A 19,793-nucleotide genomic window follows, 5' to 3' on the forward strand; every position below is an offset into this window, starting at 1 on the left:
GCCCGTAGCCCGTAGCCCGTAGCCCGTAGCCCGTAGCCCGTAGCTTATTTCAACCTAATAGCCTTAGCTTCAATATCAATTAAGCCTTGCTTAAACAAACCGCCAATGGCTTTTTTATAATTTGCTTTACTGGTTGAGAAAACTTTTTTAATTGTCTCAGGATCCGATTTATCACCTAAAGCAATAACACCGCCTTCGGATTTTAATCTATCCATTATTTTCTCACCCAAGTCACTTACTTTAGCCATACCTGGTTTTTCAAGAATAACGTCAATTTTTCCGTCTTCACGTACTTTTTGAATAAATCCAGTTAAGCGTTGGCCAACAAACATGTTTTTAAACACCATGTTGTAAAATATAACGCCGTAATGTGCTTCTTCTATTAATACTTTATAGCCAATATCGGTTTTGCCAGCGACAATTAACTGTACTTCTTGCAGCGGGGCGTACTCAGGCTCCGTTTTATTGATAAAACGATTAAAGTTATTTGATGCACAAATACGGCCACTGGCGTTATCTAAATACAAACGTACTAAATAAGAATAGCCTTCTTGCATTCTTGGCTTTTGTTCGTTGAACGGTGCCAGTACATCTTTATCAAGCCCCCAATCTAAAAAAGCGCCAATGCTGTTGATTTCTTTAACACGAAGTAGGGCGTATTCACCTACTTGAGCTAACGGCTTTTTAGTTGTTGCAGTGGCGAGATTAGCATTATCTAAAAAGATAAATACGCTGACACTGTCGCCAGCTTCTAGCTCATGTTTAATTTCACTGCTTGGTAAAAAAACTTCACCCAGATCATGACCATCAAGGTACGCGCCTTCGTTACTTACTTCGTTAACGAATAGGGTTTGGGTGGTTCCAAGGTAACTCATAATTATTCCTGTTCTGGCTTTTTACGACGGCGCATTGGTGCATCACCATCAATATTAAGAGGGGCTTTGATTGGCGCTTGTGGCTTTTTAGGTTTTGCTTTGCGTTTAGTCACAGCTTTTACTTTAGGCTTTACATTTTCTTGTGCTTTAGCCCATGTTGCATCAGGTTTTGGTTCTCGTAAACCTTTAAACTTACCTTTTAACCCTGCAACGGTATGAAACTCAAGTTCATCATTTAAGAATGATTTAATTGCTTTATAGCTTAACCAATCTTTAGGACCGACCAGTGAAATAGCGGTGCCTTTAAAGCCAGCTCGACCAGTTCTACCAATACGATGCACATACTCTTCAGCGTGTTTAGGTAAATCAAAATTGATTACATGAGTTACGCTCAGTAAATCAAGACCACGAGAGGCAACATCGGTGGTTATTAAAATTTTAAAGTTTTCACGGCTAAAGCCGTCCATGATATCTAAACGTTTATTTTGGGCTAAATCACCTGCTAATGCTTGGGCTTTAAAACCTTTAGCATTAAGTGATTCGCTTAAACGGCTGGTATCTGTACGAGTCGCTGTAAATATAATGCATTGCCCGACCTCGTCTTGCTTTAAAAAATGCTCAAGCAGCGCTTCTTTATGATCAAGGTGATCTGCTAAATATAAGCTTTGTTTAATATCTGAATGTTGTTCGTTAGCCGCACTAAGGGTAATTTGTTTTGGCTTTTTCAGTAAATTACGTGATAACGCATCGACTTGTGCATGATCCAGTGTCGCTGAAAACAATAATGTTTGGCGCAGGCGATGATCTGCTTGTTCGTTGATCATCTTTAACTGTGCAGTAAAACCTAAATCTAAAATACGGTCAGCTTCATCAAAAATAAGTAACTCAAGGCCACTTAGTTGTAATGAACGCTGAGTTAAGTGATCGGCTAAACGACCCGGTGTAGCAATAACAAATTGCGGGTCGTTACGCAGTGCTTTAATTTGATCATTAAAGTTCTCACCGCCTAATATTTTCACCGCTTTAATATTAGTACCTGCAATTAGCAGGCGCAGTTGGGTAAATACTTGGGTCGCCAGTTCACGAGTAGGCGCCACAATAAGCACACGAGGATCACGTTTACTGAGCGCCTTTTGTTTCATAACCCGTTGAACAGCAGGTAATAAAAATGCCAAGGTTTTGCCCGACCCAGTTTTAGACTGGGCGAAAATGTCATGGCCTGCCAGTGCGGTGGGCACTGCATGGGCCTGAATATCAGTGGGCTGGGTGATCCCTTGATGCGCTAATTGTGTTTCAAGGCGAGTATCAATCCCAAGATCAGTAAAATGCAAAGTGTGTTTCTCCAAAATGAGCAATTTGTTTGGGTATAAATAATTTCGCTATTATAGCGCAGTCCCGAGTGCGGCTAACAGTAAAAAGCCAATTATCACTGCTTTTTTTGCATTTAATTAGAAAAAGCGTAAAATACGCGCCCTCAATATGTATTATGCGCCGGATTTACGATTCGGTTACCGCCAATAACGGCTAAAGCAAAATAGGAATCACCATGACTGCTGTCCATAAAGACAATGTAACCAGCGAGCACTTTGTTGTATGTGCACTTTATAAGTTTGTTTCTTTACCTGAATACGAAGCCCTACGCCAACCATTGTTAGATGTGATGGAAGCCAATGAAGTACGTGGTACTTTACTAATTGCCGCAGAAGGTATCAACGGCACAGTTTCTGCCAAGCGTGAAGGCATTGACAACCTTTTAAGCTGGTTAGATAGCCAACCAAACCTTGATAACATTGTTAGCAAAGAATCATTTGATGATGAATGCCCGTTTTACCGTACTAAGGTAAAACTAAAAAAAGAAATCGTCACAATGGGTGTTGAAGGGATTGATCCGCTGAAAGTGGTTGGCAGTTATGTAAAACCACAAGATTGGAATGCATTGATCTCAGATCCTGAGGTTATTTTAGTTGATACCCGTAACGATTATGAAATCGAAATTGGTACTTTTCAAAACGCAGTAGACCCAAATACTAAAACATTCCGCGAGTTTCCGCAGTGGGCGAAAGAAAACCTCGATCCGAGCAAACATAAAAAAGTAGCTATGTTTTGTACTGGTGGTATTCGCTGTGAAAAATCAACTGCTTACATGAAAGAGCAAGGTTTTGAAGATGTGTACCATCTTGAAGGCGGTATTTTAAAATACCTAGAAGAAGTACCAAAAGAAGAAACCATGTGGGAAGGTGAGTGCTTTGTATTTGATAATCGCGTAGCAGTCGATCACGACTTGCAAAAAGGCTCATATGATCAATGTCATGCGTGTCGTATGCCAATCACTGAAGACGAAAAACTCAAACCAGAGTACATGGAAGGTGTTTCGTGTCATCATTGTATTGATGATGTCACCGACGAACAACGTGAACGATTTGCTGAGCGTCAAAAGCAAATTGAATTAGCGCAAGCTCGTGGCGAAGGCCATATTGGCAACGAAGCACAAGCCGTTTTACAAAAGCGTAAAGAGGCTAAAAAAGCGCAAAAAGACGCACAGCGCAAAAAGTAATTTAGTAGAGCTATTACTACCGTTTTATAAAGCCTCAGCATTGTCTGGGGCTTTTTTGATGGTAATCAAGATTGAATAAATTTAACCCTTAGGGTTTTATTGCACAATAACAGCCCCCTAATTCATAAGGTAAGATATTATGTTTCGAATCATCTCAATCTTTGCAGCTATGCTGCTTTCAACTAATTCTTTTGCTGCAAGTACAGCACAAGAGCTTTTTTCAACAATAAACTTGCGCTTGAGTTACATGGAAGATGTTGCGCTTTATAAGAGTAATAATAACCAAGCCATTGAAGATAAAGAGCGTGAGCTAATTGTTATTAACAATGCAAGTTTGTCAGCAGAAAAACAAGGCTTAAACAAAGAAAGTGTCCTCGCGTTTTTTCGTGCCCAAATATCTGCGGCTAAGGCTATACAATACAGATACCGCGCTGACTTGCTTAGTAAGCCAACAGATAAAGAGCCTAGAAATTTAGATACTGTTATCCGTCCTGCACTGATAAAGCTAGGGAAAGACATCAATATTGAACTTACACAGTATTTACGTCATGGAGGCGTTTTTTCACAGCAAGAATTTAAAGTTTTTGAACGCACACTAAATTCTCGATATTTAACAAGAGCAGACAAAGAGATGTTATTTAACGCCTTGATTGAAATCAGGCTTCAATAATATAAATTTTTATACTAGCAGGTAAGTGTTAATCTATAACAATGGGACAGGCACAAATTTTTTAAAAATCATAGCTTTAAGCACAGTTATTACATCAGTGATTAAGCTATTAGTATTTTATGATTCGAGCAACAGCAACTTTATTGATTTAGTATTCAGATCCGGTTATTAGCATTGCGTTTTTCGCTGCGTGCGTCGTGCATTTTTATGTGGTGAAAACCTGTTTTAGGTAAATAATTGTGATAGGTGTCATCTTAAGTTCTAAATAAGCGTGTTAACACGGTGATGTTTTTATTAAATCACCATGTATACATGCCAACTTTAGATTAATGTTTTTAAATGCGCTTCGGCGGCATTGGTGAGCTGTTCAGGTGTCATGTCTTTAGCGTTATCTACAGCAATAGTGCATTGCTCTAGTGTGTACACATCTTTTTTATACATAAAAATCAGCGGCTCACAACCGTCCTCTTTAGCTTTTGCTGATGTCCAATAAACGGCTGAAAATTCAACATTGCCATGTTCGTAAGACTCAACGCTAACTTCTCCGCTGTGATCGAATTGTAGTTGTTTAGAAAGCTGTTCACTAATGTTAATCAGGTTGACCAAAAATACGGCTTCTTGGTGTGTAATACCATGTATATCGGTAAATTTTTGCTTAAACATAATTGTCCTTTTAAATATAAACTAGCAGGGGGGACCCTAATAAAAACTATTGTTGCATACTATACCTGTTTGCCCACTTACTCAAAAGTACTTAGCAATAAATTAGATATTTTGGACCACTTTCAGGGTTTATTAATCCGTAAATTCAACAATTTTTAGTTCTAAAAGCTCAAACTATCATTATGAGTAAATTTAAGACAATACCTTATTCTGACCAATTAGGCTGTTTATGTATAGGGTCTTTATAGCTAGTTAGCCTCTTAGTATTAAATACACTGCTATAGTTACTTTCCCCTATAAAGGTATTTCAACGTATTGTTTTGATAGTTAATCGAACTAGACTTTTTATTGATCAAAACACTGTTACACTGCGTACCATAATGGAAATAATAATTAATTAGGTGATCTTTTTGAAATTACGAGTTCTTTTAGTCAGTGTTTTTATTACTTGTTCAGCGGTAATGCCATCGGCATTTGCTGCTAATGTAATTGTTGAACCTGTTGCGATGGAACGTGCAAAAGAGCAAGTTCAAGCGGTTGGTAATGCTGAAGCGATTCGCTCTGTTATCCTCTATCCTGCAGTGGGGGATAAAGTGACGGCTGTGCATTTTAAACCCGGTGATCAGGTAACCGCAGGTACTATTTTGTTAGAGCTCGATTCGCGCAGACAAAAAGCGGCGCTTAATGAAGCGAAAATAAAGCTTGCAGATAGTGAACGAATACAAACACGTTTACAGCAAAGTCATGCTAAAGGCGCGGTGCCAAAAAGCGATCTAGATGATGCAAAAACTGTGTATGAGTTAGCTAAGGTTGCGGTGACTAAAGCCGAAACCGAATTAGAAGATCGCCAAGTACGAGCGCCTTTTAGTGGCACCATGGGGTTAACGGATGTCGAAGTTGGCGATCGAATTACCACACAAACAGCCATCGCCAGTATTGATGATACTCGTTCGTTATACATTAATTTTAATGCACCAGAGTCAGCTATTTCAATGCTCAGAACTAGCGGTAACGTGACTGTGATGCCGTGGCAAGGAAGCGATGCGATCAATGCGCAAGTCGCTTATCTTGACTCACGCATTGATCCACAAACACGTACGCTGCGTGTCAAAGCAAAACTGGATAATGCACAAGCACAATTTTTACCGGGTATGAGTTTTAGAGTACATATTGAGGTATTAGGGCAGAGTTTAGCTGCAGTGCCTGAAGCTGCGCTTTTATGGGGGGCAACCGGCCCCTATGTATGGAAAAGTGTTGAGCAAAAGGCAACTCGCGTTGATGTTAAAATCCAGCAACGTTTAGCGGGTCGTTTGCTCGTATCTGGGCCTTTAAACGAAGGTGATATTTTGGTAGTTGAAGGCGTACAACGTTTACGCCCAGCGCAAGAGCTTAATTATATCAAGCCGCTTGCAGCAGCGCAGGAGTAGGTATGAAACAACAACCTATGATGCAAGATCTCCCTTCAATGGCCATTCGCCGCCCAGTGCTTATTGTAGTACTTAATTTACTGATCATTATTGCGGGTATTGCGGCCATTGCCGGGGTTGAAGTTCGTGAACTACCTGATGTTGATACGCCAAGGATCACGGTGTCGGCTTCATTTCCTGGGGGCTCTCCAGAGACTGTTGATACCGAAGTAACCAGTAAACTTGAAGGGGCGGTAGCCCGCGTAAGTGGTGTAAAAACTATTCGCGCACAAAGTGAAGAAGGCAATGCACGGATTGTTGTTGAGTTTCGTGCTGGTGTTGACCTTGATGATGCTGCGAATGAAACCCGTGAGTCGGTAGCACGTGTACAACGGGAGTTGCCAGAAGAAGTTGAGCGCGTTTCTATTATCAAGGCTGATAATGATGCTGAGGCGGTGGTATCGCTAACCGTATCAAGCGATACCATAGCCCTTGAAGCGTTGACTGAACTGGTTGAGGTTGATTTAGCACCGCAGTTTTTAACCATTCCAGGTGTGGCCGATGTACGTTTAAATGGTGACCGAAAACGTGTTTTACGGGTGCGTCTTGATCCACTTAAATTAACCAGTTTTAATTTAACCGTTCCTGATGTAGCCCAAGTACTGCGCCAAGCGCCATTTGACGTACCTGCCGGTAGTTTGAAATCGACGGATCAACAAATTATAGTGCGCGCAGATGCAACCTCAGTTACCGCTGAGCAAGTGGCCGATATTATTATTCGTGATGGTACGCGTATTGGTGATATTGCGGCGGTGTATTTTGGTCCTGCGGATCCTCGCTCTATGGTGCGCTTAAACGGCCAGCCAGTGATTGGCATGGAAGTTATACGTCAAGCACAGTCAAATACCATTGAAATATCTGACGAAGTATTAAGTTTATTAGCAAAAATGCAAACGCGTTTTCCGGAGCTGAAATTTACTTTAACTTCTGATGATGCCCAATTTATCAGGAGCTCAGTTGATGAGGTGATTTACTCACTGGTGCTAACTGTGCTGCTGGTGATCATTACATTATGGGTATTTATCGGCTCTTGGCGCGCGACTTTAGTGCCTGCATTTGCAATTCCTGTTGCCTTGGTTGGTTCATTAGCGTTGATATGGGCACTGGGTTTTTCAATCAATATACTTACTTTGCTGGCATTAGTGTTAGCAACGGGGTTGATTGTTGATGATGCGATTGTGGTCAGCGAAAACATTCAACGTCAACGCGGTTTAGGCCTTGGCCGCCGTGCTGCTGCGGTAATTGGCACGCGAGAAGTGTTTTTTGCTGTTGTCGCAACGACAGCGGTGTTAGCGGCGGTATTTGTTCCTATCGCTTTTTTACCCTCAACCGCAGGGCGATTATTTAGGGAGTTTGGTGGGGTACTTGCGGGAGCGGTGATCATTTCAAGCTTTGTAGCGCTTTCATTAGTGCCAGCGCTCACCTCAAAGCTAAAACTCAAACAAGGTGGTAAACACCCATTTGCTAAAATAGGTCATTGGCTTGCTAATATTTATACTAAAACCATTCATTGGGTGCTTGATCATGCGTGGCTTACGTTTATAGCTAGTATATTAGTCGCTGCGGGTTCGGGTGCTTTGTATCTCAATTTAGATAATGAATTACTGCCTTCAGAAGATCGCGGAAAAATACGTATCTTTGCTCGGGGCCCTGACGGTGTTGGTTTGAATTTTATGGACCGTCAAGCAATGCAAATGGAAGATATTTTGCTGCCGTATGTGCAAAGCGGCGAAATTGAATCTATTTATACTGTTGTAGGGCAGTGGGATCCAAATATTGTGTTTATTACCGTGCCTTTAAAACACTGGGATGAGCGTCATTTTTCACAGCAAGAGATCATTAATAAAATTCGCGGTCCGCTGGGTAATATTCCTGGGGCGGCAGGTTATCCGTCTGGGTCAAATAGTTTAAATTTACGCGGTCAAGGTGGCGGTATTGAGCTGGCACTATTAGGGCAAGATTACCTGCAGATTTATAAGGCCGCACAAGATTTTGCTGCCCAGGTTGAGCAGACTATCCCGTCGATTGACAACGTGCGTATTTCATATCAGCCATCACAGCCGCAATTGCGCGTTAATATTGATAGACGTCGTGCAGAGGAATTAGGAGTGTCACTGAGTGATATATCAATCACCTTGCGTGCTGCGATAAATGGCGATGATATTGCAGATTTAAATATTGGTGACCAATCGGTACCGATTATTCTGCAAGCACAAAATCAAACCATTAAAGATCCCAGTGATCTCGCTAATTTATATATCAGTGCAAATAACGGTCAGTTAGTACCACTGAGTAGCGTTGCAACCATAACAGAAGAAGGTGTTGCCGCCGAGCTTGAACGCCACGCACAGCGTCGTGCTATCGAGCTTGATATGGAACTGCCGGCGGACATGAGTATTGCACAGCTAGTATCGCAATTACGTGATATTTCAGAGCAAACGCTACCAAGTGGCATTAGCTTGGCATTTAAAGGTGAAGCTTTAACCTTTGAAGAAACTTCTAATGAAGTATTTATCACTTACATACTGGCATTTTTAATCGTATTTTTAGTATTAGCCGCACAGTTTGAAAATGTTAATAGTGCTGTGGTGGTGATGGTAACAGTACCGTTTGGTATTACATCTGCAATTTTAGCGCTGTATTTAACTGGTACTTCGTTAAATATTTACTCGCAAATAGGTTTGGTGATGTTAATTGGTTTAATCGCGAAAAACGCGATTTTGTTAGTTGAATTTGCTGACCAATTGCGCGACCAAGGTTTAACAGTTCGTAAAGCTGTAGAGCAAGCAGCATTAGTACGTTTAAGACCAATTACTATGACCTTGATATCAACCTTACTAGGTGCACTGCCGCTGATATTATCAACTGGGGCAGGTGCTGAGGCACGTAATGCGATTGGCTGGGTCGTGTTTGGTGGCTTGTCTTTAGCGGTGCTATTTACGCTGTACTTAACACCGGTAATTTACTTGGGCTTAGCACGCTTTACTTCACCTCGTGGTGATGAAAGTAAGCAACTTGCGCAGGAGCTTGATAAGGTAGAGTAAATCACAATTAAAATAGCCTAATTAACTATTTATCTTTGAAAAATAAGTTAATTAGGCTCACACTTGGGAAAGCTATCCCCAACAGGTTTTTTTTATGCAAGCCGAACAAGTAGAAATCGCGCAGTTTTTAGCACAACACCCGCCTTTTGACAGTCTACCGAGCAAAGCAATCAATGAGCTCGCGCAACAAGTTGAAGTCGCTTACTTTAGAGCGCACACCGATATTTTATTATTTGGTCAAGATATTGCTGATCTTTATGTGATCAGAAGCGGCTCTGTTGAAATGTATCGACGTAATGGGGAACTGGATAATCGTTTAACCACTGCCGGTATATTTGGGCAGATGGGTTTACTGATGAATCGCAAGGTTCGCTTTCCAGCTAAAGCACTTGAAGATACGCTAGTGTATTGCATTAATGTTGAACTATTTAACCGCTATTGCGACGAATTTGATTCATTTGCTGACTATTTTGAAACGGATGGTAATGTTCGTTTACATCAGGCAATTGTTGAACAAGCCGATGGTAATGATTTAACCACGGCAAAAGTAAAATCGCTGATCCACCGTGATGTGGTAACAGTTAATACTGATTCGACGGTGCAACAAGTTGCCCAGCTTATGACTGATGAATCGGTGTCATCGGTTTTAGTGACTGATAGTACTAAACCTATTAACGACGACCCAGAGGAAGATGATGGTCAAGTTGTTGGTATTATCACAGACAAAGATTTACGTACCAAAGTCATTGCTCATGGGCTGGCATTTGACACACCCGCGCATACAATAATGTCTACAAACTTGGTTTTATTAGATGCCAATGCCTATGTTTTCGAAGCTGTACTTGCGATGCTACGTGATAACTTACATCACTTACCGGTGGTGCAAAAACGCCGTCCAATTGGGGTTATTTCCCTTTCTGATATTTTACGCTATGAATCACAAAGCAGCTTGCTATTGGTACGTGGAATACTTGCGCAGCAATCAATTGAAGATTTAACACACTATGCACGCCAGCTGCCGAATGTGTTTGTACGAATGGTAAATGAAGATGCAAACTCGCATATGATTGGCACGGCAATGGCTGTGATTGGCCGCACTTTTAAACAAAGGTTACTGGTATTAGCCGAAGAAAAGTATGGGCCGCCGCCGGTTGCATACTGTTTTATCGCATTAGGTTCAATGGCGCGGGATGAGCAACTCATTGTTACTGATCAAGATAACGCGCTCATTCTAGATGATGATTATGATGATGAACTTCATGATACGTATTTTCAAAATATTGCCGATTTTGTTTGTGATGGTTTAGCTCAATGCGGTTATACCTATTGTGATGGCGAAATAATGGCGTCATTTAAAAAATGGCGAAAAACACGTGCACAATGGTTTGAGCAATTTGCTCAGTGGATAGAGCAACCTAAACCGCAAGCCTTACTAAATAGCTCCATATTTTTTGATTTAGACGGGGTGTGGGGTAAAACCAAATGGGCCGATGAGCTTAAAATATTTATTGCCAAACAAAGTAAAGTTAATCGCATATTTTTAGCTAATATGGCTGCAAATGCCCGCAACAGAACCCCACCATTGGGGTTTTTTAAAGGCTTTGTTATGGAGCACAACGGTCAGCATAAACGTTCTATGAATTTAAAGCGCAGAGGCACAGCGCCGCTTTCAGATGTTATTCGGGTTCACGCATTGGCGGTTGGATCACGTAAGCAAAACTCGTTCGAACGCTTAGAAGATATTATTGAAGCGAAGCTTCTACCGCAAGGCAAAGCACAAGATTTGCGAGATGCGCTAGAATATATTGCCATGATGCGGATCCGTCACCAAGCGTGGCAAATTGAACAAGGGGAAGAACCCGACAACGATTTAGACCCTCATTTATTATCGCCTTTTGAGCAGCGTAACTTAAAAGAAGCTTTTGCAATTTTAGAAAAAGCACAAAGCTATTTGAAATTTAGTTACTCAGCAAACTCTGGGGTGAAGTAATTTATGGCTTTCAAAAAGCAAGCAATGATTGACTGGGCAACACGCTATAAAAATTTATTAAGCGGCGCTCAAAATGACACTATCAAACGTTTTTATGGAGCTGCTTTTAGCGATAAATTCGCAGCAATTAAAGATGTGCCATTTGTTGCAATGGACTTTGAAACAACCGGTTTAGATAGCACTAGTGATGATATTGTCAGCGTTGGTTTAATTCCTTTTAATTTACAGCGTATATATTGCAAAGATAGTCGCCATTGGGTGGTGCGCCCTAGGCGTAATTTCAACGAGGGATCCATTGTAATACATGGCATAACGCATTCAGAAATTGACGATGCCCCGGATTTTAACCAGATTATTGAGCCATTATTGCAAGCACTCAGTGGTAAAGTCGTTGTTGTACACTATGCCGCGATTGAGCGGCACTTCTTAAATACTGCACTGTTACTTAGGCTTAACGAGGGGATCAACTTTGCTTTGGTTGATACCATGGAAATTGAACGAAAAGCCTTAAAAGCCAGGCAGGGTTTGCTAGGTTGGTTATTTAATTCTAGGTTAGGATCGCTTAGATTAGGTGATTGTCGCCAGCGCTATTCATTACCTGTGTATAAAAACCATAATGCTTTAACAGACGCTTTAGCAACAGCTGAACTGTTACAAGCACAATTGAGTCACCATTACCGAGAAGATACACCGATCTCGCAGTTATGGAGTTAAAAATTTCTTAACCTGAACTTTGGCTAATAAGCTTAAATAAAAAACGCCGCAAATTTGCGGCGTTTTTGGTTTTATATAGCGTTTATTTAGCCGGTAACGGCTCAGTTCTCAGACCTAAAATAAGGCTTAAACACATAAACAGCAAGACGATTGTAAATGGTAAGCCGGTAGAGACCGCACCTGCTTGCAGTGCTTCGATTGCTTGTGTACCACCAATCCACAATAGCGCGGCTGCAATAGCACCTTCAATAGATGCCCAAAATATGCGTTGTGGTACTGGCGCATCAATTTTCCCGCCAGCAGTGATAGAGTCTATTACTAATGACCCTGAATCAGATGAAGTGATAAAAAACACTAAAACTAATAGCACAGCAATTACAGACAAAATATTAGACATAGGTAATTCATCTAGCATTTGAAACATAGCCATAGGGACATCGGTTAAACCATTTAGGCCAAGTGCGCCAACACCATTGACTACTTGATCAATTGCAATACCGCCGTAAATTGACATCCATAATACTGTTACCAATGTTGGAATAAGTAATACCGCAATCAAAAATTCACGAATAGTACGACCGCGTGATACGCGAGCGATAAACATGCCTACAAACGGTGACCACGAAATCCACCAAGCCCAGTAAAATACAGTCCAGCCATGCATCCATGTTTCGTCTTCACGGCCATGTGGATTACTTAATGGAATGATATTTTCTACATAACCCATAAAGGTGGTAGGAATATTACCCATCGCAACAGCAAAGCCAACTAAGCAAACAAATACCAAAAGGGCAAAAGCAATTAGCATGTTGATATTACTAAGGAGTTTTACACCGCCATCAATGCCGCGCACAACGGAAATAATAGCCAGTAGGGTAACGCCAACAATAACGAGTATTTGTGAGCCAATGCCACCTTCGAGACCAAACACGTGGTTTATCCCCGCAGACGCTTGCTGAGCGCCTAACCCCAATGATGTTGCCAAGCCAAATAAAGTTGCCAGTACTGCTAAAATATCAATGATATGACCAGGCCAGCCCCATGCTTTATCGCCCAATATAGGGTAAAAAATTGACCGGATAGACAGTGGTAAACCTTTGTTATATGTAAAGAATGATAGTGATAAGCCAACTACAGCATAAATAGCCCAAGGGTGCAGGCCCCAATGGAACATAGTTGCCCCCATTGCCAGTTTTGCAGCTTCTGGGGTGTTGGCTGTTACATTCAGTGGTGTTTCATACCAACCAGTAAAATATGCAACCGGTTCAGCTACCCCCCAAAACATTAAGCCAATACCCATGCCTGCGGCGAATAACATAGCGAGCCATGAAACACGAGTATATGAAGGCTTAGCATCACTGCCTCCTAAACGGATCTTTCCGTAAGGAGAAACAATCAGTGCTAAACAAAAAATAACGAAGAAGTTTGCAGCCCACATAAACAAGGCATCAAAATTATTAATTATATCGAGTTTCACACCATCAAGTGCTGCTTTTGCAGTTTGTGGATCGGTAGCGAGAATGGCGATTAAAAAGATGACAATCAGGCCCGCACTGATGCCAAAAACAGGGTTGTGTATATCAAATCCCCATTTTTGCACGTTATCCTGACCTACGGTGTAATCCGTATTGTCGATACTATATTTGTCATGATTTTCGCTCATGCAATACCTCTTTTGTTGTCCTAACAAGCTGCTTGTTACCAGCAACATACCTAATTTAATTAGTCTAAGTAACTTGAAGCTTCGGATAATAAATCACTACGTTAGTAAATTTTTAAAGCAAAGTTCAGGTTAGGTAATAATTGATACTTTAATTTATTTGAAGACTAACTAATTTAAAAGATGATCATACAGCTACTAGTGTATGAGTTAAATACCAAATGTAAATGATTTTGTTGTTAAATAGCGGCTTATATGGCCATTGTAACCATTTTTATGTTTTTATATAAAAGTACATAATTCGCAAAAGGTCAAAAATTAGTTTGATTGTTAAAGTAATCGCGGCTGTTTTTTGTGGTTAATTGAGCTATTATTTTTTGTAGTTGTAAAAGGCAGTTGCACGAGATTGACGTTTTATAGTCGCAGTAATGAAAGCGTAATATGAATATGATTTAACATTAGATGAGCTATATCATTGATCAGTAGCGATAAGGAATTTAGTCATTACTATGAGTAACCATGGCAAAGAGAACACTAAAAACACGGCTGATGAGCATCAATTAGCTCAGCATTATCATCGCGTTCGACACCACAGCGTGACGTTAATAAACTCGTTATCAGCAGAAGACTGCCAATTACAAGCTATGGCAGATGTAAGCCCTAGTAAATGGCACCTTGCGCACACAACGTGGTTCTTTGAAACTTTTTTGCTAATTGCACATAGCTCTCACTACACAGTATTTAATCCTAACTTTAAAACTTTATTTAACTCATATTATAACGGTATAGGTGAACAATTTAAGCGTGCCTGCAGAGGGAGTTTATCGCGGCCTAGTTTAGATGACGTGATTACCTATAGAGAATATGTTGACCGGGCGGTGATTGAATTACTGAGTGCACCGTGTAGCGAGTCAATAAAGCAAGTTATTGAATTAGGACTTAACCATGAACAACAGCACCAAGAACTAATGCTGATGGACATTCAATATAACTTTTCAGTTAATCCGTTGTTTCCTGCTTATTGTGACACTAACAATATCCGTATAGAAAATCCTGTTACGCAAGCCAGTCCTCTTAGCTTTGTGGCATTCTCAAAGCATACTGCACATATTGGTGCAACTGAGCAAACGTTCAGCTACGACAATGAACGGCCAACTCATCAAGTGCTTATTCAGCCATTTAAATTTGCTAACCGGTTAACTACCAATGGTGAGTATTTAGCGTTTATACAAGACGGTGGTTATCAAAATCCAGAGCATTGGCTCAGTGACGGTTGGGCGCAGATAAATAATGCTCGGCAAACTGCGCCACTCTATTGGCATAAAGTAAATAATGAGTGGTTTGAATTTACATTAGCTGGATTACAGCCTTTGGCGCTAAATGAGCCGCTAAGCCATGTTACCTTTTACGAAGCAAACGCTTTTGCACATTACTCACAAGCACGCCTCCCAACCGAATTTGAATGGGAAAGCGTTGCTAACAGTAATGCGGCGCAAACTATCACCCAGCTGACCGACAACTGTTGGCAGTGGACAAACAGTGCCTATTTACCGTACCCAGGCTTTAAGCCAATAGCAGGCGTGGCAGGGGAATACAATGGTAAATTTATGGCGAACCAAATGGTACTGCGCGGTGGCTGTAAACTTACCCCACAAAATCATTTAAGACTAACTTATCGCAATTTCTATTACCCACACCAAGCGTGGATGCGCAGTGGTATTAGACTCGCTAAGGATTGAGCATGAGCCAAGTAACAACATTAATGACAACCGACATTGATAACCGCTTTTTAAACGATGTTATTGCGGGACTGTCACAGCAGCAAAAGAATCTACCCTGTAAATATTTTTATGATGATAACGGGGCCGCTTTGTTTGAGCAGATCACTGAGCTTGATGAGTACTACGTGACACGCACAGAGCTGAGCATTTTAACCAAGCACAGCCAAGCAATTGCCAAGTTGCTTCCTGATAACTTATCAATCATAGAGCCGGGCTGTGGCTCGGGTAAAAAAATTGCTTATTTGTTAGCGCACTTAGTGAATGTGAAAAGTTTTGTGTCATTTGAGATCTCTAATGAAATGCTTAATTACTCACTGGCCCATTTATCTCCATTATTTCCTGAGTTAGCTATTTCGCCGTTGTTGGGGGATTTTACTCATAGCCAAATGGTAAAGCAGTTAAGCCGTGAAACACAATTGGATAGCCAAACGAATCTCGTGTATTTTCCAGGCTCAACAATAGGCAATTTTTCACCACTAAAAGCCATTGAGATCATGAAAAATTTCCATCGGTTATGTGGTATTAACGGTTATGTACTGATTGGCATTGATTTGCTCAAAGACCGTCAAGTATTACTTGATGCTTATGACGATAAACAAGGCGTCACCGCGGCATTTAATAAAAACTTACTCCAGCGTATTAATGCTGAGTTAAATGCTGATTTTGATCTTAGCCAGTTTAATCACCAATCACGGTTTAATGAAAAACTAAGCCGTATTGAAATGCATTTGATCAGTAACTGTGCTCAAACAGTCACCGTTAATGGCGAATCATTTAGCTTTTCTCAAGGTGAGAGCATCCATACAGAAAACTCCCATAAATACGAACTACAGGCATTTACTGAACTAGCGCCCAAGCTGGATTACGTTTAGAGCAAACGTGGCAAGACGAGCAGGGTTATTTTGCATTGTGTTTATTGAGGCCAATTTAAATAATGCACAGTCCATCATTTATTATTTAACTGTACTTAGCTAAAAATGCTGCGCAAATTGATTTTTTAATAGTATAAATACTACATTAAACCTACGGCTGCTGGTGTAGCCATTATAAAACCTTATTACGAAGAGGTTAGTGTGGACAGTTCTACTAAATTAAAAACGATTGCAGCACATTTATTTGCACAACGCACAAGTGCAGCGCCACAATCAGATTTACCGCCACAATTAGCATTAACAAGCACTGAAGATAGTTTAGCTGTTCAACAATTGATGATTGCATTAAACAAGGGCCAAGTATTTGGTTGGAAATGCCTATTACCACTTGATAACGGTGCGATTATTTTGGCTCCGATATTAAAGCCGCCGCAATCATTTGCACAAATCTGCACATTATATACTGAACAAAACAAGGCACGGATAGAGCCTGAAATTGCTTTTGTGTTTGCGCAAAATATGCCAAAGCAGGCCAGCTATAGCGAAGCTGAAATTGACCACGCGGTGAGTGACACGCATATGGCACTTGAGCTGATCCAAAACCGTTTCTCTACAGCGTATCAAGCAAATCACTTTGCAAAGTTAGCGGATGGTTTAAGTAACCAAGGGGTGTTACTTGGTCCTAAAATTAATAAGCAAGTAGCTTATGATGCGGCACATATTACTATCGCGATAACACAAAATAATCGCTGTCATAGCTATCTTGGCAAGCATCCATGTGGTCTGGCACAAACACCAATCTATTGGGCAGTAAATTATCTGGCTAAGTGTGGGATCACGCTCGCTGCTGGGCAAATTCTCATAACAGGCTCATATTGTGGTGTTATTGAGTTAGACACTGATGTTGATACTGAAATTGACTATGCAGGGCTTGGAAAATACACCGTCAAATTTAGTGGCTTAACTGATAATGACATTACTGTTTTTTAAATGGTAATTAATGGTTGCTCCGAAAACAGAATCTTGGAAAAGCTGGCCATGTGTTTGTTCAGTGTATTGTTTGATTATGGGGGCAATAATGCTGATGGCTGAACCTGTAGCGCTATCTTCATCAACGCCATAATAAGGAGCAAAATATCGAAAATGCCACTGTGTGGTTTGATTAGCTGTTTGGCGTTGTTGCAATACAATCACTGCATTTGGGTAGTATTGTAATTGTGCTGTATTTATCGCGAGTGTTTTTAAAGGCTGATCACTGTTAATCATCACAGTACTGTAGCCGTTAATTTTTGCTGTTTTATAGCTTTGCACTATTGAGGTAGGAATGGCTTGTTGCAGCAGAACCTCTGTTTGTACCTCGGTGCTATCAATGGTGGCTAATTGTAGTTGCAGTGCGCGTTGATGTATTCTGATTTTAAATACTTCCCCTGTATTTGTATAAAAAGTGTTTGGGCTAAACCCTTGCCATTTTTTTAAAAACAGTGCAGCGGCGAGTGTCCCATGACCACAGCGGCTGATCTCATGGCTGTGATTAAACCAACGAATAGGGCATCGATTTTTTTTGATATTGGCTTGATTTAAAAATACGGTGGCGGGCTGAGCGGTGTTTTTTGCAATGCGCTGCATTAGTCGAGTTGTTAACCCTGTTTTATAAATAACAATTAACGCAGACGAACCTTTACAGCGTCTCGCTGTATCGTTAAAAACTTGCTCAATAGCAAAAGACTGCACAAAGCGCGGGGCTTTGTGCAGTCTGTGAGTTATTGCCAGATTTAATAAGCGACTAGGCTTATTATTTCTTTTGTGCATAGGCGTCGTTATGAATACCTGCGGCACGACCTGATGGATCGGCATTATTTTGAAATGATGCATCCCATAATAACGCTTCAGGCGTTGAACAGGCGACTGACTTACCGTGTGGTACACATTTAGCGGCTGCATCACCTGGGAAGTGAGATTCAAAAATAGTACGGTAGTAATACGCTTCTTTTGAATCAGGTGTGTTAATAGGGTATTTAAATTTTGCGTTTTCAAGCTCTTGATCGGTTACTTGCTCGTTTACAAACTCTTTTAATGTATCAATCCAGCTGTAGCCTACACCATCCGAAAACTGCTCTTTTTGACGCCATAACACTTCATCAGGTAAGTAGCCGTCAAAGCCTTCACGTAAAATATGCTTTTCAATTTTGCCATCTTTACACATTTTAGCTTCAGGGTTGATACGCATAGCAACATCAACAAACTCTTTATCAAGGAAGGGAACGCGGGCTTCTACACCCCATGCCGCCATTGATTTATTTGCGCGTAAGCAATCAAACATGTGCAGTTTAGATACTTTACGGTTTAATTCTTCATGAAACTCTTGTGCATTTGGTGCTTTATGAAAGTACAAGTAACCACCAAATAGCTCATCAGCGCCTTCACCAGAGAGCACCATTTTAATACCCATCGCTTTGATTTGGCGAGCCATTAAGTACATCGGAGTAGAAGCACGGATCGTAGTTACATCGTAGGTTTCAATGTGATAAATAACTTCACGTAGGGCATCAATCCCTTCTTGAATCGTAAATATAATCGGGTGATGAACAGTTCCTATCATATCAGCTACTTTTTGTGCAGCCGCTAGATCTGGGGAGCCCTCAAGGCCAACCGAGAAAGAGTGCAGCTTAGGCCACCATGCATCGCTTTCATCATTATCTTCAATACGTTTTGCTGCAAAACGTTGGGTAATAGCTGAAATAACGGATGAATCTAAACCACCTGACAACAACACGCCATAAGGTACGTCACACATTAATTGACGTTTAACGGCGGCTTCAAGTGCATCTTTGACGTCTTCGGCTTTTGCGCTGTTATCTTTAACTGCATCGAAGCTTTGCCAATCACGGGCATAATATGGGCGCAATTGACCATCTTTACTCCATAAAAAATGTCCAGGAGGAAATTCTTCAATATGCTTACAGATTGGTGAAAGTGCTTTTAGCTCTGAGGCAACATAAAAGTTACCGTGCTCATCGTGGCCTGTATAAAGTGGAATAATACCAATATGATCACGGCCAATTAAATAAGCGTCTTGTTCTTCGTCATATAAACAAAAAGCAAAAATACCGTTCAGATCATCTAAAAATTCAGGCCCTTTCTGTTTGTATAACGCTAAGATAACTTCACAATCTGATTGAGTTTGAAAAGTGAAATCGGTTTCAAGGTTAGCGGCAAGTTCTTTGTGATTATAAATTTCGCCATTAACCGCTAGAATATGAGTTTTTTCAGGGTTGTATAAAGGCTGTGCACCGCTTGAGACACCAACAATGGCTAAACGTTCATGCACTAAAATCGCTTTATCTGATGAATATACACCAGACCAATCAGGTCCGCGGTGACGTAATAATTTTGACATTTCAATTGCTTGCGTACGCAATGGAGCGGGATCAGACTTTATATCTAATACACCAAAAATTGAACACATAGTAACTCCTCATTCCTATCATGTGTGTTAGTTAGGTC

At 40.8% G+C, this 19,793-nt stretch carries 15 protein-coding genes; 9 read left to right on the forward strand and 6 right to left on the reverse strand.

The genetic code is table 11. From position 1 onward, the window contains the following. Positions 1–44: 44 nt before the first annotated feature. Positions 45–875 carry a S1 RNA-binding domain-containing protein gene (locus tag H5232_RS16150; RefSeq protein ID WP_182719011.1) on the reverse strand — a complete coding sequence of 277 codons (831 nt, stop codon included), beginning with the start codon at positions 873–875 and terminating at the stop codon, positions 45–47. Between the two features lie 2 nt (positions 876–877). Continuing rightward, on the reverse strand, positions 878–2,206 hold the full coding sequence (locus H5232_RS16155) for a DEAD/DEAH box helicase (protein ID WP_145233234.1): 1,329 nt from the start codon (positions 2,204–2,206) through the stop codon (positions 878–880). A 215-nt stretch (positions 2,207–2,421) separates the two neighbouring features. On the opposite strand from H5232_RS16155, the gene H5232_RS16160 reads away from it, so the two are divergent. Both H5232_RS16160 and aroQ read left to right on the forward strand, forming a co-directional pair. Then, complete coding sequence (locus H5232_RS16160; RefSeq protein WP_145233236.1) at positions 2,422–3,429, forward strand: rhodanese-related sulfurtransferase; 1,008 nt, start codon at positions 2,422–2,424, stop codon at positions 3,427–3,429. Positions 3,430–3,568: 139 nt separating this feature from the next. After that, positions 3,569–4,099, forward strand: a complete 531-nt coding sequence (aroQ, locus tag H5232_RS16165) for a gamma subclass chorismate mutase AroQ (protein ID WP_149982480.1) — start codon at positions 3,569–3,571, stop codon at positions 4,097–4,099. A gap of 321 nt (positions 4,100–4,420) precedes the next feature. On the opposite strand, the gene H5232_RS16170 is transcribed toward aroQ, so the two are convergent. Continuing rightward, positions 4,421–4,762, reverse strand: a complete 342-nt coding sequence (locus H5232_RS16170) for a hypothetical protein (RefSeq protein WP_149982479.1) — start codon at positions 4,760–4,762, stop codon at positions 4,421–4,423. A 410-nt stretch (positions 4,763–5,172) separates the two neighbouring features. On the opposite strand from H5232_RS16170, the gene H5232_RS16175 reads away from it, so the two are divergent. The 4 genes from H5232_RS16175 to H5232_RS16190 all read left to right on the forward strand — a co-directional run bounded on the left by H5232_RS16175 (position 5,173) and on the right by H5232_RS16190 (position 11,976). After that, positions 5,173–6,189 (forward strand): efflux RND transporter periplasmic adaptor subunit, encoded by a 1,017-nt coding sequence (locus H5232_RS16175; RefSeq protein ID WP_182740129.1) that lies wholly within the window; start codon positions 5,173–5,175, stop codon positions 6,187–6,189. 2 nt (positions 6,190–6,191) lie between these two features. Continuing rightward, on the forward strand, positions 6,192–9,272 hold the full coding sequence (locus H5232_RS16180; protein WP_182831191.1) for an efflux RND transporter permease subunit: 3,081 nt from the start codon (positions 6,192–6,194) through the stop codon (positions 9,270–9,272). A 94-nt stretch (positions 9,273–9,366) separates the two neighbouring features. After that, positions 9,367–11,262, forward strand: a complete 1,896-nt coding sequence (locus H5232_RS16185) for a DUF294 nucleotidyltransferase-like domain-containing protein (RefSeq protein WP_182831192.1) — start codon at positions 9,367–9,369, stop codon at positions 11,260–11,262. A gap of 3 nt (positions 11,263–11,265) precedes the next feature. After that, on the forward strand, positions 11,266–11,976 hold the full coding sequence (locus tag H5232_RS16190) for a 3'-5' exonuclease (protein ID WP_182831193.1): 711 nt from the start codon (positions 11,266–11,268) through the stop codon (positions 11,974–11,976). Positions 11,977–12,058: 82 nt separating this feature from the next. On the opposite strand, the gene H5232_RS16195 is transcribed toward H5232_RS16190, so the two are convergent. Next, a complete protein-coding gene (locus tag H5232_RS16195) occupies positions 12,059–13,639 on the reverse strand; it encodes a BCCT family transporter (protein WP_145233245.1) in 1,581 nt (526 codons plus the stop codon). 506 nt (positions 13,640–14,145) lie between these two features. Between H5232_RS16195 and egtB the strand changes: the two genes are divergently transcribed. The 3 genes from egtB (at position 14,146) to H5232_RS16210 (ending at position 17,279) form a co-directional block, all read left to right on the forward strand. Further along, positions 14,146–15,375, forward strand: a complete 1,230-nt coding sequence (egtB, locus tag H5232_RS16200) for an ergothioneine biosynthesis protein EgtB (protein WP_182831194.1) — start codon at positions 14,146–14,148, stop codon at positions 15,373–15,375. 2 nt (positions 15,376–15,377) lie between these two features. Beyond that, positions 15,378–16,289 carry an L-histidine N(alpha)-methyltransferase gene (gene egtD, locus H5232_RS16205; RefSeq protein WP_259400144.1) on the forward strand — a complete coding sequence of 304 codons (912 nt, stop codon included), beginning with the start codon at positions 15,378–15,380 and terminating at the stop codon, positions 16,287–16,289. A gap of 201 nt (positions 16,290–16,490) precedes the next feature. After that, positions 16,491–17,279 carry a 2-keto-4-pentenoate hydratase gene (locus tag H5232_RS16210; protein ID WP_220496082.1) on the forward strand — a complete coding sequence of 263 codons (789 nt, stop codon included), beginning with the start codon at positions 16,491–16,493 and terminating at the stop codon, positions 17,277–17,279. Here H5232_RS16210 and H5232_RS16215 read toward each other — a convergent pair. Together H5232_RS16215 and asnB are read right to left on the reverse strand one after the other, a co-directional pair. After that, positions 17,250–18,098, reverse strand: coding sequence for a PhzF family phenazine biosynthesis protein (locus tag H5232_RS16215; RefSeq protein ID WP_182831195.1), 849 nt, complete (start codon positions 18,096–18,098; stop codon positions 17,250–17,252). The genes H5232_RS16210 and H5232_RS16215 overlap by 30 nt on opposite strands. Further along, the gene (asnB, locus tag H5232_RS16220) at positions 18,082–19,755 is read right to left on the reverse strand and encodes an asparagine synthase B (protein ID WP_182719005.1); all 1,674 of its coding nucleotides are present in this window, start codon (positions 19,753–19,755) and stop codon (positions 18,082–18,084) included. Before asnB ends, H5232_RS16215 begins: the two co-directional genes overlap by 17 nt. Positions 19,756–19,793: the final 38 nt, after the last annotated feature.

Origin of the sequence: Pseudoalteromonas sp. SG41-5, from assembly GCF_014164495.1 — a bacterium.
Lineage (GTDB): Bacteria > Pseudomonadota > Gammaproteobacteria > Enterobacterales > Alteromonadaceae > Pseudoalteromonas > Pseudoalteromonas rhizosphaerae.

Excerpts from the sequence above, each read along its gene's own strand:
- H5232_RS16150 (WP_182719011.1), bottom strand. The coding sequence starts at position 875 with ATGAGTTACCTTGGAACCACCCAAACCCTATTCGTTAACGAAGTAAGT.
- H5232_RS16160 (WP_145233236.1), top strand. The coding sequence starts at position 2,422 with ATGACTGCTGTCCATAAAGACAATGTAACCAGCGAGCACTTTGTTGTA.
- aroQ (WP_149982480.1), top strand. The coding sequence starts at position 3,569 with ATGTTTCGAATCATCTCAATCTTTGCAGCTATGCTGCTTTCAACTAAT.
- H5232_RS16170 (WP_149982479.1), bottom strand. The coding sequence starts at position 4,762 with ATGTTTAAGCAAAAATTTACCGATATACATGGTATTACACACCAAGAA.
- H5232_RS16180 (WP_182831191.1), top strand. The coding sequence starts at position 6,192 with ATGAAACAACAACCTATGATGCAAGATCTCCCTTCAATGGCCATTCGC.
- H5232_RS16185 (WP_182831192.1), top strand. The coding sequence starts at position 9,367 with ATGCAAGCCGAACAAGTAGAAATCGCGCAGTTTTTAGCACAACACCCG.
- H5232_RS16190 (WP_182831193.1), top strand. The coding sequence starts at position 11,266 with ATGGCTTTCAAAAAGCAAGCAATGATTGACTGGGCAACACGCTATAAA.
- H5232_RS16195 (WP_145233245.1), bottom strand. The coding sequence starts at position 13,639 with ATGAGCGAAAATCATGACAAATATAGTATCGACAATACGGATTACACC.
- egtB (WP_182831194.1), top strand. The coding sequence starts at position 14,146 with ATGAGTAACCATGGCAAAGAGAACACTAAAAACACGGCTGATGAGCAT.
- egtD (WP_259400144.1), top strand. The coding sequence starts at position 15,378 with ATGAGCCAAGTAACAACATTAATGACAACCGACATTGATAACCGCTTT.
- H5232_RS16215 (WP_182831195.1), bottom strand. The coding sequence starts at position 18,098 with ATGCACAAAAGAAATAATAAGCCTAGTCGCTTATTAAATCTGGCAATA.
- asnB (WP_182719005.1), bottom strand. The coding sequence starts at position 19,755 with ATGTGTTCAATTTTTGGTGTATTAGATATAAAGTCTGATCCCGCTCCA.